14 protein-coding genes are annotated in these 13,812 nt (G+C 64.8%); 5 read left to right on the top strand and 9 right to left on the bottom strand.

Annotated features, from left to right (window positions below; genetic code table 11):
• Nucleotides 1-22 precede the first annotated feature (22 nt).
• From OJJ21_RS08635 to OJJ21_RS08625, 3 genes are read right to left on the bottom strand one after another with little or no spacing between them, the layout of a single operon-like run.
• The gene (locus OJJ21_RS08635) at nucleotides 23-484 is read right to left on the bottom strand and encodes a MaoC family dehydratase (RefSeq protein ID WP_297685143.1); all 462 of its coding nucleotides are present in this window, start codon (nucleotides 482-484) and stop codon (nucleotides 23-25) included.
• A gap of 2 nt (nucleotides 485-486) precedes the next feature.
• The gene (locus OJJ21_RS08630; protein WP_297685141.1) at nucleotides 487-1,674 is read right to left on the bottom strand and encodes an epoxide hydrolase family protein; all 1,188 of its coding nucleotides are present in this window, start codon (nucleotides 1,672-1,674) and stop codon (nucleotides 487-489) included.
• Nucleotides 1,675-1,676: 2 nt separating this feature from the next.
• A complete protein-coding gene (locus OJJ21_RS08625; RefSeq protein WP_297685139.1) occupies nucleotides 1,677-2,303 on the bottom strand; it encodes a LysE family translocator in 627 nt (208 codons plus the stop codon).
• Nucleotides 2,304-2,479: 176 nt separating this feature from the next.
• Here OJJ21_RS08625 and OJJ21_RS08620 point away from each other — a divergent pair, with 176 nt between their 5' ends.
• Nucleotides 2,480-3,409, top strand: coding sequence for a peptidoglycan-binding domain-containing protein (locus OJJ21_RS08620; protein ID WP_297685137.1), 930 nt, complete (start codon nucleotides 2,480-2,482; stop codon nucleotides 3,407-3,409).
• On the opposite strand, the gene OJJ21_RS08615 is transcribed toward OJJ21_RS08620, so the two are convergent.
• Complete coding sequence (locus OJJ21_RS08615) at nucleotides 3,406-3,678, bottom strand: hypothetical protein (RefSeq protein ID WP_297685135.1); 273 nt, start codon at nucleotides 3,676-3,678, stop codon at nucleotides 3,406-3,408. The genes OJJ21_RS08620 and OJJ21_RS08615 overlap by 4 nt on opposite strands.
• A 287-nt stretch (nucleotides 3,679-3,965) precedes the next feature.
• Here OJJ21_RS08615 and OJJ21_RS08610 point away from each other — a divergent pair, with 287 nt between their 5' ends.
• A complete protein-coding gene (locus OJJ21_RS08610; protein WP_297685133.1) occupies nucleotides 3,966-4,544 on the top strand; it encodes a hypothetical protein in 579 nt (192 codons plus the stop codon).
• A gap of 15 nt (nucleotides 4,545-4,559) precedes the next feature.
• On the opposite strand, the gene OJJ21_RS08605 is transcribed toward OJJ21_RS08610, so the two are convergent.
• Both OJJ21_RS08605 and secA read right to left on the bottom strand, forming a co-directional pair.
• On the bottom strand, nucleotides 4,560-5,558 hold the full coding sequence (locus OJJ21_RS08605) for a DUF2891 domain-containing protein (protein ID WP_297685131.1): 999 nt from the start codon (nucleotides 5,556-5,558) through the stop codon (nucleotides 4,560-4,562).
• Nucleotides 5,559-5,860: 302 nt separating this feature from the next.
• The gene (secA, locus tag OJJ21_RS08600; protein ID WP_297685129.1) at nucleotides 5,861-8,593 is read right to left on the bottom strand and encodes a preprotein translocase subunit SecA; all 2,733 of its coding nucleotides are present in this window, start codon (nucleotides 8,591-8,593) and stop codon (nucleotides 5,861-5,863) included.
• A 217-nt stretch (nucleotides 8,594-8,810) separates the two neighbouring features.
• On the opposite strand from secA, the gene dapE reads away from it, so the two are divergent.
• From dapE to OJJ21_RS08585, 3 genes are all read left to right on the top strand, one after another.
• Nucleotides 8,811-10,028, top strand: a complete 1,218-nt coding sequence (gene dapE / locus OJJ21_RS08595; RefSeq protein ID WP_297685127.1) for a succinyl-diaminopimelate desuccinylase — start codon at nucleotides 8,811-8,813, stop codon at nucleotides 10,026-10,028.
• On the top strand, nucleotides 10,012-10,587 hold the full coding sequence (locus tag OJJ21_RS08590) for a hypothetical protein (protein WP_297685125.1): 576 nt from the start codon (nucleotides 10,012-10,014) through the stop codon (nucleotides 10,585-10,587). The genes dapE and OJJ21_RS08590 overlap by 17 nt, the downstream gene beginning before the upstream one ends.
• Nucleotides 10,588-10,752: 165 nt before the next feature.
• A complete protein-coding gene (locus OJJ21_RS08585; protein ID WP_297685123.1) occupies nucleotides 10,753-11,355 on the top strand; it encodes a DUF6624 domain-containing protein in 603 nt (200 codons plus the stop codon).
• A gap of 39 nt (nucleotides 11,356-11,394) precedes the next feature.
• Here the strand turns inward: OJJ21_RS08585 and truA are convergent, their stop codons facing one another.
• The 3 genes from truA to def all read right to left on the bottom strand — a co-directional run bounded on the left by truA (nucleotide 11,395) and on the right by def (nucleotide 13,737).
• Nucleotides 11,395-12,135, bottom strand: coding sequence for a tRNA pseudouridine(38-40) synthase TruA (gene truA, locus OJJ21_RS08580; RefSeq protein WP_297685121.1), 741 nt, complete (start codon nucleotides 12,133-12,135; stop codon nucleotides 11,395-11,397).
• Between the two features lie 127 nt (nucleotides 12,136-12,262).
• Complete coding sequence (gene fmt, locus OJJ21_RS08575) at nucleotides 12,263-13,192, bottom strand: methionyl-tRNA formyltransferase (RefSeq protein WP_366092684.1); 930 nt, start codon at nucleotides 13,190-13,192, stop codon at nucleotides 12,263-12,265.
• A 26-nt stretch (nucleotides 13,193-13,218) separates the two neighbouring features.
• Nucleotides 13,219-13,737 carry a peptide deformylase gene (def, locus tag OJJ21_RS08570; protein WP_297685117.1) on the bottom strand — a complete coding sequence of 173 codons (519 nt, stop codon included), beginning with the start codon at nucleotides 13,735-13,737 and terminating at the stop codon, nucleotides 13,219-13,221.
• Nucleotides 13,738-13,812: the final 75 nt, after the last annotated feature.

Below are 13,812 nucleotides of genomic sequence, written 5' to 3'. Positions count from 1 at the left end.
TGTCAGGTCTTCGATGGCGCGGTCAGGGCCCAGCGGGGCGCTTCAGCACCATCTGGGTACCATAGAAGCTCATCACCGTCTCGCCCTTCTGGTTCTCGATCCAGTATTTCATTCTCACGATGCCGCGATCCGGCTTCGACGCGCTCTCGCGCTTGTCCTCGATGCTGGCGCGACCGTAGAGCGTGTCGCCCGGCCGCACCGGCAGGAACCAGCGGATTTCGTCGAGTCCCGGCGATCCCATGCTGCCCTTGCCGAGCAGGCCGGCATCCAGCAGCATGCGGAAGCCCAGCAGCGCGGTCTGCCAGCCCGAGGCGATCAGGCCTTTATACGGCGACTGCTCGGCGGCCAGTTTGTCGATGTGAAACGGCTGCGGATCGTAGGTGAAGGCAAAGGCGAGGATCTCGGGCTCCGAGATCGTGCGGCCATCGGCCTTGATGATCTCGCCGAGGGTGTAATCCTCAAACCAGCGCTCGCTTTTGCTCATCGTCATACTGCCATGTTGCGGAAGAAATCCTGCACATCGGCGACGAAAGCCTCCGGCTGTTCCATCGCCACGAAATGTCCGCCGCGTTCGAGGTCAACGCGATGCGTCACGTTGTAGCCGCGCTCGAGCCAGCCTTTCGGCGGCGGCGGCACCAGGTCCCAGGGCGGCAGCAGGAAGCCGGTGGGGCTGCGCACGAATTCGCCGGGCTTGAGCGCCATGTCGCCGGCTCTGACCGCGGCATAATACATCCAGGTCGAGGTCGCGGCGGTATCGGTGAGCCAGTAGAGCGCCACATTGGCGATCAGGTGGTCGAGATCGAAGGGCGGCGCCTGTTCGGCCGGGGCGCGCGGGAAGCCGTGGAATTTCTCGACGAACCAGGCGGCGAGGCCGGCCGGGCTGTCACTCAGGGCGAATCCCAGTGTGGAAGGCTTCGTGCTCTGGATGGCGAAGTAGCCGGCCTCGCTGGCCTGGAGCTTCCTGGTGCGGGCGATCCATTCCTTTTCCGCCGCGGTGACCGGGGCTGAGTCTTTGTCCAGCGGCGGACGCAGCGGCACCATGTTGAGATGCAGCGCCGTGGCCTGCTCCGGGTAATCGGCGCCGAGCCAGCTCGACACGATCGAGCCCCAGTCGCCGGCCTGCACCAGGAAGCGGCTGAAGCCCAGCACCTCCACCATCAGGTCGCGCCACAGCTTGGCGATGGCGCGCGGCGCGATGGGTTTCTCCAGCGGCATCGAGAAGCCATAGCCCGGCAGGGTGGGGCAGATCACGGTGAAGGCGTCTTCCACCTTGCCGCCGAAGCGTTCGGGATGCGCCAGCTTCTCGATCACATCGATGAATTCCAGCACCGAGCCGGGCCAGCCATGGGTCAGCAGCAGCGGGCGCGGTGCGTCTCCTGAACCCGGCTCGATCAGGAAATGAATGGTCTGCAGCCTGCCGGTATCGGGCCGCTTGAGCTGCACGCGATACTGCAGGAAGGCATTCAGCCGCGCTTCCCACTGGCGCCAGTCGAACTGCGTCTGCCAGTGCCTGATGAAGCGGCGCATATACGCGCCGTTGCTGCCGTATTGCCAGGCGGCATCGGCGGGCTCGGCGGGGAACCGCGTGCGTGCCAGCCGCTGTTTGAGGTCGGCCAGCGCCGCCTCGGGGATCGCGATGGTGAATTTTTCCGCCGCTGGCGCGAGGCGCAGCATGGTCAGCTGCGCTTCAGGGTGGCGGTCAGCATGCCGGCGCCGATCAGCATGGCGCCACCCGCGCGGTTCATGGTCTTCAGCACGCGCGGACTGGCCATGCGGTTGCGTGCCTGGCCCATCATGGCGATCCAGCAGCCCTGGATGCTGGCCGCCAGCACATTCATGGTCAGGGTCAGCACCGCCACCTGCGGCCAGAGTGGCCGGGTCGGGTCGATGAACTGCGGCAGGAAGGCGGCGAAGAACAGGATGCCCTTCGGATTCAGCAGCGTGACGATGAAGGTCTGCAGGATGGCATCGCGGGCGGTGGACGCGCCGGCGCTGACGGGTGTCAAGCCCATCGGTGGCGCACGCCACAGCTTGATGCCGAGCCAGAGCAGATAGGCGGCGCCGATCCACTTCATGGCGGTGAAGGCTTCGGCCGAGGTGGCGAGCAGGGCGCTGAAGCCCAGCATGGACAGCGTGATGGCGCAGATATCGCCGAGCGTGACGCCGATCAGGCTGAGCGCGCCGCGGCGTGGCCCGCCGGCCATGGTGTGGCCCAGCACCATCAGCGTGGTGGGCCCGGGGATCAGGATCATCACGGTCGCGGCGGCGGCGAAGGCGAGCCAGAGTTCGGGGCTGACGGGCATGCGGTTTCCTCCTGCTTCTGGGATCAGCCAGCCATAACGGCGCCGGGATTGGCAAGGCTTCCCGTGGGTTAGCCGGAATGGGAATTAAGAGGAACGTTTTTGTTGCAATTATAGGAATAATAACATATTATATATTCATATTTTGTTCTTTCTGATATTCCGATGGAGATTTCCCGATGGCCGCGCCGCTCGACGAGATGGATTTCAGCACCCTGTTCGGCCCCAATCCGGCGCCGGAGCCGGACTCCGATCCCTTCGGCCGCATCGGCGCCGGCGATCCGGCCTGGGAAGCGGCGCGCGGTGCCTGGATGAACGGTGCCCCGCTGAACAGCCTGTTCGGCGAACGGCTGTTCGATCTCAACGGCACGGTCGGTACCGGGCAGGCGAACCAGCGCGGCGACGTTTTCAAGACCCAGGCGCTGCTGCATCGCGAGGGTGTGCTCGATGCCGAGGCCACCGGCGGCCCGACCGGCTACTGGGGCAACCGCGACGACGCGGCCCTGCGCCGCCTGCAGACGGACAATGGCCTCACCGTCGATGGCTGGGCCGGTCCGGGCGGCGAGACATTCAGCTGGCTGCAGAATCTCTATCGCCCGCCGCAGGGTGTTCATGTGTCGGATGGTGAAATGAAAAGCCGTGCAACCACGGCGACGGTCACACGCGATCTGGCTGCACAGCTCGGCCTCGATCCGGATGGGATCGATATGGAAAATCCGGCCGTGCTGCCGGCCCTCGGCGCGGTGAATTTCATCCGCTATACGACGGGGCGCGACCGCGCGGCATCGCTGCAGAAAATACAGGATCTGCGCGAGAGCGATCCGAAGCTGGCCGGTCGCCTGCACGCGCTGGCCGCCGAAATCGCAACCCAGCCGCAATGGCATTACGACAAGATGACGCCCGAGGAGTTGCAGCAGGCGCGCAGGGCGCTGGAAGACGGCAATGACGATCTGACGGATGGGCGGCGGGCGTTACGGCGCGTCCTGCCCAAGATGATGCGCCAGATTTCCCGCCGCTATGTGGGGCCGGCACAGAAGATCATCGAATGGGACGAGACGCGACGTATCGACAATGAACTGGAGCGGCGGCGCGATCCGCGCGATCGCTAGGGCGCTGGATCGGAGGTTTTCCGGCGGCGCAGACGATTGGTGATGGCGCCCCAGGCCAGGACCAGCAGACTGAGCAGCTGGCCACCATCCACCATGCCGACATCAATCATGCGGCTCAGCAGACCGCCGAGGCGTTCGCGTGAATTCAGGCGACGGTAAAAAATGCCATAGCGCTTCAGCCGCCGCAGCTTGCCGCCGACATTTTCCTGCCGGGCAATGTCGGCGTTCTCCACCGTGTCATAGGCAATATCGCGCAGGTCTGTCGGCATGGTGCGTAACAAATGGCTCCGCTGTGGGTGTCGTGCCGATATTAGCATGACGTTGGCAGACCACGACGGAATTACGAGTGATGACGGCTGTATGCAGGATATCTGTATGCAGCGCGCCACAAAAACCGGCCGACATGGCAATACCGTTTACGGTCCGCTGCTAAGCAAGTTAGATTTTCCCAAGGTCGAAGGGAATGGGTGGATCGAAAGATACGGGGGAGCCGATGAGAGCCGTTTTGATTGCTGTTGCTGTTCTGTTGTCAGCCGCCGGCGCGGCCCAGGCACAAATGCAGTGGACCGATTTTCCGCCATCGCAGAGCCGGCTGAACTTCGACCCGCCTGGCCTGTCGGCCCAGCCGAGCCGGGCTTTCGAAGGCGTCAATACCGCCAGCACCAAGCGCAATGTCCGGCACTTCGGCTACATGTTCAACAAGATCGGCGGCGATGCCGCCTTTGCGCATATCTATGTTTTTTCCATCGCCGCAGAGGCGACCTATTTTACCGATGCGCCGAATTTCGACGGGTTGCTGCCGGCTTTCTATGTCGAGTTCAAGGGTCAGACGGTCACCTGGACCGACCCGCAAAGACTGAAGGCGCCGTCGCCGGTCGGGCTGACGGAGTACCGGCGCTTCTCGGCGCTGGGCAAATCCTGCTTCGCCTTCGGCGGACTGTATGGCAGCGCGTCGTCCCTGCCATTCAACTCCGCCGCAGCCAGTACCAGCGGCACTGATCAGATCATGGGCTATTACTGCGCGGCCAAGGGCTACACCCTGTCGGACGCCGATGCGCGGCTGGCGCTGTCACGGCTTTCCTTTGATGGACTTGGCAAGGCGCAGGGACCGGGCGTGCACCGCTTCGGTTCCTGAGCGGCGGCGTCAGGGTCAGGCTGCCAATCCTTCGATGCTGAGCGCTGCATAGGTTGCCAGCCAGTGCTCGCCGCCATACTCCCCGCTTTCGAGGAAAGGCAGGCTGGCGGCTTCATGCGCGGCCGCCGATTGCAGCAGCCCGGACTGGTCGCCCGGCAGGCCGTCGGCGATGCCGCGCAGGCACCAGGCGCGCGAAAGATTGAGGCCATCGAGATGCACGCCCTTGGCATCGGAGCGGTCGGCGACGATGGCGGGTTTGAAAACGGTTGTGGCATTGGGCAGGAAGCGGTTCCACCAGGCGGCAAAGTCGGTTTGCGGCATCAGCTCGGCGATCAGCAGCGCCTCGACCAGGCCGCCGGAGAGGAAATCGTCGCCATTGGGTTCGTAATGCGCCGGATAATCGACATCGGCGCGGAACACCCGTTCGGCATAGGCGGCAATCGCCGGGGTCAGCGTCGGTTCGTCGGTGATGCGCGCATAGTGCAGCGCCAGCAGCAGGCCAAACGCGGTATTGAAATGGGTGCCGACGCGGATCGGGTAGGTGAGCTTGTCCATATAGGCGGGAAAGCGCGCGACGATGCGCTGCTCCAGCGGTTGCAGCGCGGCGCGCCACTGCCGGGCCTGCGGGTGATCCCACAGCGCGAGTTCGGCGCTGAGCGCCAGCAGCCAGCCCCAGCCGTAAGGCCGCTGCCAGGTGCCGCGGCCCGGCGCATCGAGATAGGCGGCCTCGCCTGCGCCGGCCGCGGCTGTGAAGAAACGCGCATAGAGCGCGAGTGCCTGCGGCGCGGCGGCGAGATCGGGATGCCGGCGCAGGCAGCGCGTCAGCAGCCACCAGCCATGCACGCAGGAATGCCAGTCGTAACTGCCCCAGAAAATCGGATGCAGCCGGTGCGGCGGTTGCATGTCGTCCGGACCATGGACGAAATGCGCCAGGCTGTTGGGATATTCGATGGCGAGATTGCGCAGCGGCAGGGCGGCGAAGCGGTTGGCCTGGGCGAGGGTGAGTGTGGTCATGCCGCGATGATGACACAGGCGGAACGATCAATACAGGTCGTCACCCTCGGGCTTGTCCCGAGGGTCCATCCCAACCCTCCGCGTATCGGAACACGCAGATGGATCCTCGGGACAAGCCCGAGGATGACGGTTGAGGGCATTCAATACTGGTTGCCTTCGCACATTCGCTGTTCGTAATCCCAGCGTCCACCAGCATCAAGGCAGCGATCAACGCGGAAGAAGTCGCCGAACAATCCGAATGCAAGTTCACATACGGCGAGTATAGCTACAAGCGACACCCAGAATGCCGCTTTTCGTGCCATTCACTTGCCGTGGCAGTATTTGTATTTCTTGCCCGAACCGCAGGGGCAGGGCGCATTGCGCGGGGTTGCCTTCCAGGTCGACTCGTCGCTGGGGTCGACCGTGGCGCCGCGGGCCTGCGCCACCGGGCGGGCCGGCAGGCCGGCCTCGTCGGCATCGCCGCCTTCCAGCGCTTCGCCGCGGCTTTCATGCCAGGCTTGGCTTTGGGGTGCCGAGGGGCGCGAGAACAGCTCGGCCGGCGGTTCCTCGGCACGCACCTCGACGCGCGACAGGATGGATGTCACCTGCTCGCGCACGCGGTTCAGCATCTGCTCGAACAGCGAGAAGGCCTCGCGCTTGTATTCGTTGAGCGGATCCTTCTGCGCATAGGCGCGCAGCCCGATGGCCTGGCGCAGGTAGTCCAGGTGATGCAGGTGTTCCTTCCAGGTCTGGTCGAGCACCTGCAGCAGCAGGCTGCGCTCCACCATGCGCATCACGTCGGGGCCGAAATTGGCGGCCTTCTCGGCCATGCGGCGCTCGATGGCATCCAGCAGGCGTTCGCGGATCTGCTGGTCGGCGATGCCTTCTTCCCTGGCCCAGTCGGCGATCGGCAGATCGAGGCCGAACACACGCATCACTTCGGCCTGCAGGCCTTCCGAATCCCACTGTTCGGCATAGGCGCGTTCGGGGATATGGCGGGTGACCAGATCGTTGGCGATTTCCTCGCGCATGTCGCGCACGGTATCGGCGACATGATCCGCGCCCATGATCTCGATGCGCTGCTCGTAAATGACCTTGCGCTGGTCATTCATCACGTCGTCGTATTTCAGCAGGTTCTTGCGGATTTCGTAATTCCGCGCCTCGACTTTCTGCTGCGCTTTTTCCAGCGCCTTGTTGATCCAGGGGTGGATGATCGCCTCGCCTTCTTTCAGGCCGAGCCGCTGCAGCATGCTGTCCATGCGCTCGGAGCCGAAGATGCGCAGCAGGTCGTCTTCCAGCGAGAGGAAGAATTTCGACGCGCCGGGATCGCCCTGGCGGCCGGATCGGCCGCGCAGCTGGTTGTCGATACGGCGGCTTTCATGGCGCTCGGTGCCGATCACGTACAGACCGCCGGCGGCGCGCACCTTGTCCTTCTCGACCGCCACTTCGGCGCGGATCTGCGCCTCCATCTTGGCCTTCAGCTCGCCTTCCATACCCTGGGTTTCCTGCAGGATGCGCATGTCGGCATTGCCGCCGAGCTGAATATCCGTGCCGCGGCCAGCCATGTTGGTGGCAATCGTCACCGCGCCGAGACGGCCGGCCTGGGCGACGATGAAGGCTTCCTGGTCATGGTGGCGCGCATTCAGCACATGATGCGGGATGTTCTTCTGCTTCAGGAAGTCGGACAGCAGTTCCGACTTCTCGATCGACACGGTGCCGACCAGCAGCGGCTGGCCCTTTTCGCGGCATTCGCCGATCAGGGTGACGATGGCTTCGTATTTCTCGCGCGCCGAACGATACACCTCGTCGTCGCCATCGAGGCGGGCTACGGCTACGTTGGTCGGGATTTCGACCACTTCCAGGCGATAGATGTCGGCGAATTCTGCGGCTTCCGTCGAGGCCGTGCCGGTCATGCCGGCCAGCTTGGGATACATGCGGAAGTAATTCTGGAAGGTGATCGAGGCCAGAGTCTGGTTCTCGGTCTGGACGGCGACACCTTCCTTGGCTTCCAGCGCCTGGTGCAGGCCGTCGGAATAGCGGCGGCCTTCCATCATGCGGCCGGTGAACTCGTCGATGATGATGACCTTGTCGTCCTTCACGATGTAATCGACATCGCGGGTGAACAGCACATGGGCGCGCAGCGCCTGGTTGGCATGGTGCACGGCGGCGATGTTCTCGACATCGTACAGCGATTCGGATTTCAGCAGGCCGGCATCGCGCAGAATCTCTTCGATATGCCCGGTGCCGTTTTCGGTGAAGTTGACGGTGCGCTGCTTCTCGTCCTTCTCGAAATCCTCGGGCACCAGCTGCGGGATCAGCGCATTGACCTTCACATAGAGGTCGGTGGTGTCTTCCGAGGGGCCGGAAATGATCAGCGGCGTGCGCGCTTCGTCGATCAGGATGCTGTCGACCTCGTCGACGATGGCGAAGCTGAACGGACGCTGCACCATGTCCTCGCGACGGAACTTCATGTTGTCGCGCAGGTAGTCGAAACCGTATTCGTTGTTGGTGCCGTAGGTGACGTCGCAGGCATAGGCGGCGCGGCGCTCACTGTCGTCCAGGCCATGCACGATGACGCCGACGCTTAAGCCCAGGAAGCGATAGACCCGGCCCATCCATTCGGCGTCGCGGCTGGCGAGGTAGTCGTTGACGGTGACGACATGCACGCCCTTGCCGGGCAGGGCATTGAGATAGACGGCGAGCGTGGCGACCAGCGTCTTGCCTTCGCCGGTCTTCATCTCGGCGATGCGGCCGTCATGCAGCACCATGCCGCCGATCAGCTGCACGTCGTAATGGCGCTGGCCCAGCACGCGCTTGGCGGCCTCGCGCACCACGGCAAAGGCTTCGGGCAGCAGGTCGTCCAGATCGGTGCCCGGTTTGCCATCCTGGCCGGCCAGGCGCTGACGGAATTCGGCGGTCTTGGCCCGCAATTCGTCGTCGCTCAGAGGGGCCATCGTGGCTTCCAGGTCGTTAATCGCCTGGACGGACTTGAGGTAGCTTTTGACGGCGCGGTCGTTGGCCGAACCGAACAGCTTCTTGGCGATCGCGCCGAACATCTATGCCGTACCCCTGGGAAATGCGCTAAATCCACGTCGCGCAACGAGAACCGGCGCAACGGAAACCGGGGCATTAGATATGCATTGCCCCCCTCCATGTCAACGAAGGGGCCCTGCGTCATAACCCCACCAGGGACGGAGCCAATCCGCCGATTGGCCCGCATTGACCCGCGCCAATTCAAGGGGTTACATCGCGCTTTCACAGAAAGGCCCGTCCGTGTCCGCTGCCCCTCTGCCACCCCAGTCCCTTCCCGATCCCGTGACCCTGGCCCAGGACCTGATCCGTTGTCCGAGCGTGACCCCGGCCGACCAGGGGGCGCTGGGCGTATTGGAGGCGGCGCTGGTCCCGCTGGGCTTTCGCTGCGAGCGGCTCAAATTCTCAGCAAGCGGCACCCCGGATGTGGAAAACCTCTATGCCCGCTGGGGCGAGGGTGAGGTTAACTTCTGCTTCGCCGGCCATACCGATGTGGTGCCCGTGGGCGACCATGCTGCCTGGACCGCCGACCCCTTCGGCGCCGAAATCCGCGACGGCCAGCTCTATGGCCGTGGCGCTACCGACATGAAATCGGCGATTGCCGCCTTTGCCGCCGCCGCCGGCCGTTTCATCGCCGCGCGCCAGGGCCAGATTCCCGGTGGCATCAGCCTGCTGATCACCGGCGACGAGGAAGGTCCGGCGATCAATGGCACCACGCGGGTGCTCGACTGGCTTAAGGAGAAGGGCGAAACGCTCAGCGTCTGCGTCGTCGGCGAGCCGACCAACCCGCTGCAGCTCGGCGAGATGATGAAGATCGGCCGGCGCGGCTCGCTGACCGCGCGGCTCACCGTGCATGGCGTGCAGGGCCATGTCGGCTATCCGCATCTGGCCGATAATCCGATTCCCAAGCTGCTTGATATCCTTTCGGCGCTGAAGAGCCGTCGGCTCGATACCGGCAACGCGCATTTCGAGCCCTCCAATCTGGAGATCACCAGCATCGATGTTGGCAATCCGGCCAACAACGTGATTCCGGCCAATGCGAAGGCGGTGCTGAACATCCGCTACAACACCGAGCAGAGCTCGGAGGGCCTGAAAAGCTGGATCACCCGCACCTGCGAGGCCATCTGCGGCGGCCAGGGCGAGAACCGCGCGCTGCTCGGCACGCGTTTCGACCTGGTGCTGGAAGACGGCGCCAAGCCTTTCCTCACCGCGCCGGGGCCGTTTGTCGCGGCGATGGCGGAGGCGGTGAAAGCGGGCACCGGGCGGATGCCTGAATTGAGCACGACCGGTGGCACCTCGGATGCGCGTTTCATCCAGGCCTATTGCCCGGTGGTGGAATTCGGCCTGGTCGGCCAGACCATGCACAAGGTCGACGAACGCGCCGGTGTCGAGGATATCCGCGCGCTCTCCAAAGTCTATGAAGGCATGCTGCAGCGGTTCTTCGATGGCCTTGCCGCATAAGGCCGAAATCCTCTCTGCCCTGAAGGGCCTCGGCCTGCTGCTGCGCGGCGATGACCGCGCATTGCTCTGCTACGACCTGTCGCTGGACGGCTTCTGGCGCAGCTTCTGGCTGCCGCTCGCCACGCTGTTTGCCTATGCCGTGCTGATGCAGCCCGATGCCGCCGACCTGGCCTATTGGGGCGAGGACCGGCTCGGCTATGCGCTGGTGCAGGGGGTGAAATTCCTCGCCGCCTGGGCGGTCTATTTCGCCCTTGTCGCCGGGTTAAGCCGCCTGTTCCATCTCGGCGCGCGGTTCGGCATTTTCGTCATCCTCTACAACTGGGCCCAGGGCATCACCACGGCGGCGACGCTGCCGATCCTCGCCGGGGCCAGCGGGGACCTGCTGCCGGGCAGCGTGCTGGCCGGCTGGAGCACGGCCCTGCTGCTGGCCTGGCTTTACATCGTCATGCGCATCGCCCGCCTCGGTCTCGGCGCTACCCTGTCGCTGGCGCTGGCCATCGCGGCGCTCGACCTGATCGTCAGCATGGCGGTGCACCGGCTGGTTGATCTGCTGCTTTAGGCGAACACCTTTCCCTGACGATATTTACCATGTTTCGAATCGGCGGTTTTCGGGCGAATCCGCCATCGCGGCTGGACTTGGGCGATGCAGCACGGCAGGGTATGCAGCAGCGAATCATATCGCCCGCGGCCTGGTTTCCACGCAGCGGCAGATAGGGATCAAGGGATGGACCAGAGTTTGCGTCAGAGGCTGATCGGCATGGTGGAGGACTCACGGCGCCTGCGCGCGGTGCTGGCCGCCGACGGCTCGCTGTTCCAGGGGTATAACGAGCAGCTGCGCAACCTGCATAACAGTCACGCCAAGGCGCTCGCCGATATCGTCGATGCGCAGGGCTGGCCCGGCAAGTCGAAGGCCGGCGAAGACGGCGCCGCGGCGGCCTGGATGATCGTGCAGCAGGCGATCGGCCTGCCGCGTTTCATGCGTGCCTGCCTCGAGGTGCTGGAGGCGGCGGCGGCGAAGGGCGATGTGCCGCGCTGGCAGGTGGCGCTGCTGACCGACCGCATCTGCTGGCTCGAAGGCCGGCCGCAGGTCTATGGCACGCAGTTCGACTGGGACGACAAGGGCGAGCTGAGCCCGGTGCCGATTGCCGACGAAGCCACGGTGGAAGCGCGCCGCGCGCTCTGCGACCTGATCCCGCTCGCCGAAGGCATCCGGCAGCGCCGCGCCGAAGCGCAGCAGAATGGCGAAACGCCGCCGCCGCCCGCCGAAGCCGCCTCGCGGCGCAGGGATTTCGACGACTGGGCGAAAGCCATTGGCTGGCGCAGCTGACGCTCCGCGGGGCGATCGGCTGGCGCAGCTGACGCTGCTTCAGTAATCCACCTGCATCAGGCACAGGCCTTCGGGCGGCGCGGTCGGTCCCGCCGCGCGGCGGTCGGCCTTTGCCAGCGCCGCACTCACATCATCCGCCGTCCAGCGGCCTTCGCCGACCAGTTTCAGCGTGCCGGTCAGGATGCGCACCTGGTTGTGCAGGAAGCTGCGCGAACTGGTCGTGACATGAATCTCGTCATCGGCGCGCATGACGCGCAGGGCGTCCAGCGTGCGCAGCGACGACTTGGCCTGGCATTCGGTGGAGCGGAAGCTGTTGAAGTCGTGATGGCCGAGCAGGCGCTGCGCCGCCGCATGCATGGCCTCGGCGTCCAGCGGCACCGGCACGTGCCAGACGCTGCCGGCCTCGATGGCCGGCGGCGGCCGGCGGTTGAGGATGCGATAGAGATAGTGCCGCCGCGTCGCCGACAGCCGGGCGCTGAAATCGGCGTCGACAATGGCGGCGTCCAGCACGGCGATGCGGTTTTCGCGCAGGTAGAAATTCAGCCCGTCGCGGATGCGGTCGGGCGTGAAGTCGCGGTCGAGATCGAAATGCACCACCTGGCCGCGCGCATGCACGCCGGCATCGGTGCGGCCGGCGACGATGGTATCCACCGTCAGGCCGCCGCTGATTGCCTGCACAGCCTCCTCGAAGGTCTGCTGCACCGAGCGCACGTCCTTCTGGCGCTGCCAGCCGGCGAAGCCGCTGCCGTCATATTCCAGTGTCAGGCGATAGCGCGGCATGACCTAAGCGTCATCCTCGGGCTTGTCCCGAGGATCCATCCCAACCGTCCGCGTATCGGCCGATAGATATTCCTGGACAGATGGACCCTCGGAATAAATCCGAGGGTGACGGTCTTTGTTGAATAACCTAACCAAGCCGTGTCCCCAGGAGAGATGTACCTTGGGGCAGCGGCAGGCCGCGCAGGAAATCGGCGATGGCGACCGGCGATTTGCTCGGCCGCTGCAGCTTCAGCAGGCGCAATGCGCCTGTGCCGCAGGCGACCGTGCCGGCATCGTCGATCATCGTGCCGGGCATACCGGTGGCACTTACAGGCTCGCAGGCCAGCAGCTTGATGCGCTCGCCGTTCAGCTCGAACACCGTGCCGACGCCGGGATTGAGTGCGCGTACCAGGCGGTCGATCTCGACGGCGGATTTCGTCCAGTCGATGCGGCCGTCATCCCTGCTCAGCTTGGCGGCATAGGTGACGCCTTCAGTCGCCTGCGGCTGCGGCGCGATCTTTCCGTCGGCGAAATCGTGCACGGCCCGCAGCATCAGCGGCGCGCCGATGCGGGCCAGCTCATCGTGCAATTCGCTCACCGTCATGCGCGGGCCGATCTTCACCGTCTCGCGCAGCAGTACCGGGCCGGTATCGAGGCCGATATCCATCTGCATGGCGCAGACACCGGTCTCGGCATCGCCGGCCATGAGCGCGCGCTGGATCGGCGCGGCGCCGCGCCAGCGCGGCAGCAGCGAGGCATGCAGATTGAAGCAGCCGAATTTCGGTGCATCGAGAATGGGTTTCGGCAGCAGCAGGCCATAGGCCACCACGATGACGGCATCGGCTTTCAATGCGGCGAAGTCAGCCTGGGCCTCCGGGGTTTTCAGGCTGACCGGATGGCGCACCGGCAGGCCGTGGCCTTCGGCGAAAGCCTGGACCGGCGAGGGGGTGAGCTTCTGGCCGCGGCCGGCCGGGCGCGGCGGCTGGCTGTAGACGGCGACGATCTCGTCGCCGGCCTGCAGAAAGGCATCCAGCACCGGCACGGCGAAATCCGGCGTGCCCATGAAGATCAGACGCAGCTTGGTCATGGCGAAGTCCGGCCGGCTCAGCCGGCGGTGGCGAGGCGCTTCTGCTTCAGCAGCTTGCGCAGGATCATGTTGCGCTTCAGCGCGGAGATATGATCGACGAACAGGATGCCGTCGAGATGATCCATCTCATGCTGCAGGCAGACTGCGAGCAGGCCTTCGGCATGCAGCTCCTGCTGCCGGCCATCGCGGTCGAGATAGCTGACCTTCACTTCGGCCGGACGCTCGACTTCGGCATACTGCTCCGGCAGCGACAGGCAGCCCTCTTCATAGAGCTGGTCGTCGTCCGAGACCCAGGTGATTTCCGGGTTGATGATGAAGAGCGGGTTTTTCTCCTCGCCCTCGCGTGAAATGTCGATCACCAGCATGCGCTGGGCGATGCCGACCTGGATGGCGGCCAGGCCGATGCCGGGCGCGGCATACATGGTCTCCAGCATGTCGTCGAGCTGCTGGCGCACTTCGTCCGTCACCTGCTCGACCGGGGTCGAGACAGCTTCCAGCCGGGGGTCCGGAGCAACAATGATCGGCAACTGGGCCATAACCGCGTTTTCCGCCAATTCCAAAGGATAATCCGGGCGTCACATAGGCTGCGGGCTGGCGATCCGTCAAGCCCG

It is taken from the genome of Ferrovibrio sp. (genome assembly GCF_025869515.1).
Taxonomy (GTDB): domain Bacteria; phylum Pseudomonadota; class Alphaproteobacteria; order Ferrovibrionales; family Ferrovibrionaceae; genus Ferrovibrio.
The sequence above is the reverse complement of the archived record's forward strand: the minus strand, read 5'-3'. Positions and strand labels throughout refer to the sequence as shown.

Bases quoted from the DNA above. Each gene is read 5' to 3' on its own strand.
- OJJ21_RS08635 (WP_297685143.1), bottom strand. From the start codon at position 484: ATGAGCAAAAGCGAGCGCTGGTTTGAGGATTACACCCTCGGCGAGATC.
- OJJ21_RS08630 (WP_297685141.1), bottom strand. From the start codon at position 1,674: ATGCTGCGCCTCGCGCCAGCGGCGGAAAAATTCACCATCGCGATCCCC.
- OJJ21_RS08625 (WP_297685139.1), bottom strand. From the start codon at position 2,303: ATGCCCGTCAGCCCCGAACTCTGGCTCGCCTTCGCCGCCGCCGCGACC.
- OJJ21_RS08620 (WP_297685137.1), top strand. From the start codon at position 2,480: ATGGCCGCGCCGCTCGACGAGATGGATTTCAGCACCCTGTTCGGCCCC.
- OJJ21_RS08615 (WP_297685135.1), bottom strand. From the start codon at position 3,678: ATGCCGACAGACCTGCGCGATATTGCCTATGACACGGTGGAGAACGCC.
- OJJ21_RS08610 (WP_297685133.1), top strand. From the start codon at position 3,966: ATGCAGTGGACCGATTTTCCGCCATCGCAGAGCCGGCTGAACTTCGAC.
- OJJ21_RS08605 (WP_297685131.1), bottom strand. From the start codon at position 5,558: ATGACCACACTCACCCTCGCCCAGGCCAACCGCTTCGCCGCCCTGCCG.
- secA (WP_297685129.1), bottom strand. From the start codon at position 8,593: ATGTTCGGCGCGATCGCCAAGAAGCTGTTCGGTTCGGCCAACGACCGC.
- OJJ21_RS08590 (WP_297685125.1), top strand. From the start codon at position 10,012: ATGGCCTTGCCGCATAAGGCCGAAATCCTCTCTGCCCTGAAGGGCCTC.
- OJJ21_RS08585 (WP_297685123.1), top strand. From the start codon at position 10,753: ATGGACCAGAGTTTGCGTCAGAGGCTGATCGGCATGGTGGAGGACTCA.
- truA (WP_297685121.1), bottom strand. From the start codon at position 12,135: ATGCCGCGCTATCGCCTGACACTGGAATATGACGGCAGCGGCTTCGCC.
- def (WP_297685117.1), bottom strand. From the start codon at position 13,737: ATGGCCCAGTTGCCGATCATTGTTGCTCCGGACCCCCGGCTGGAAGCT.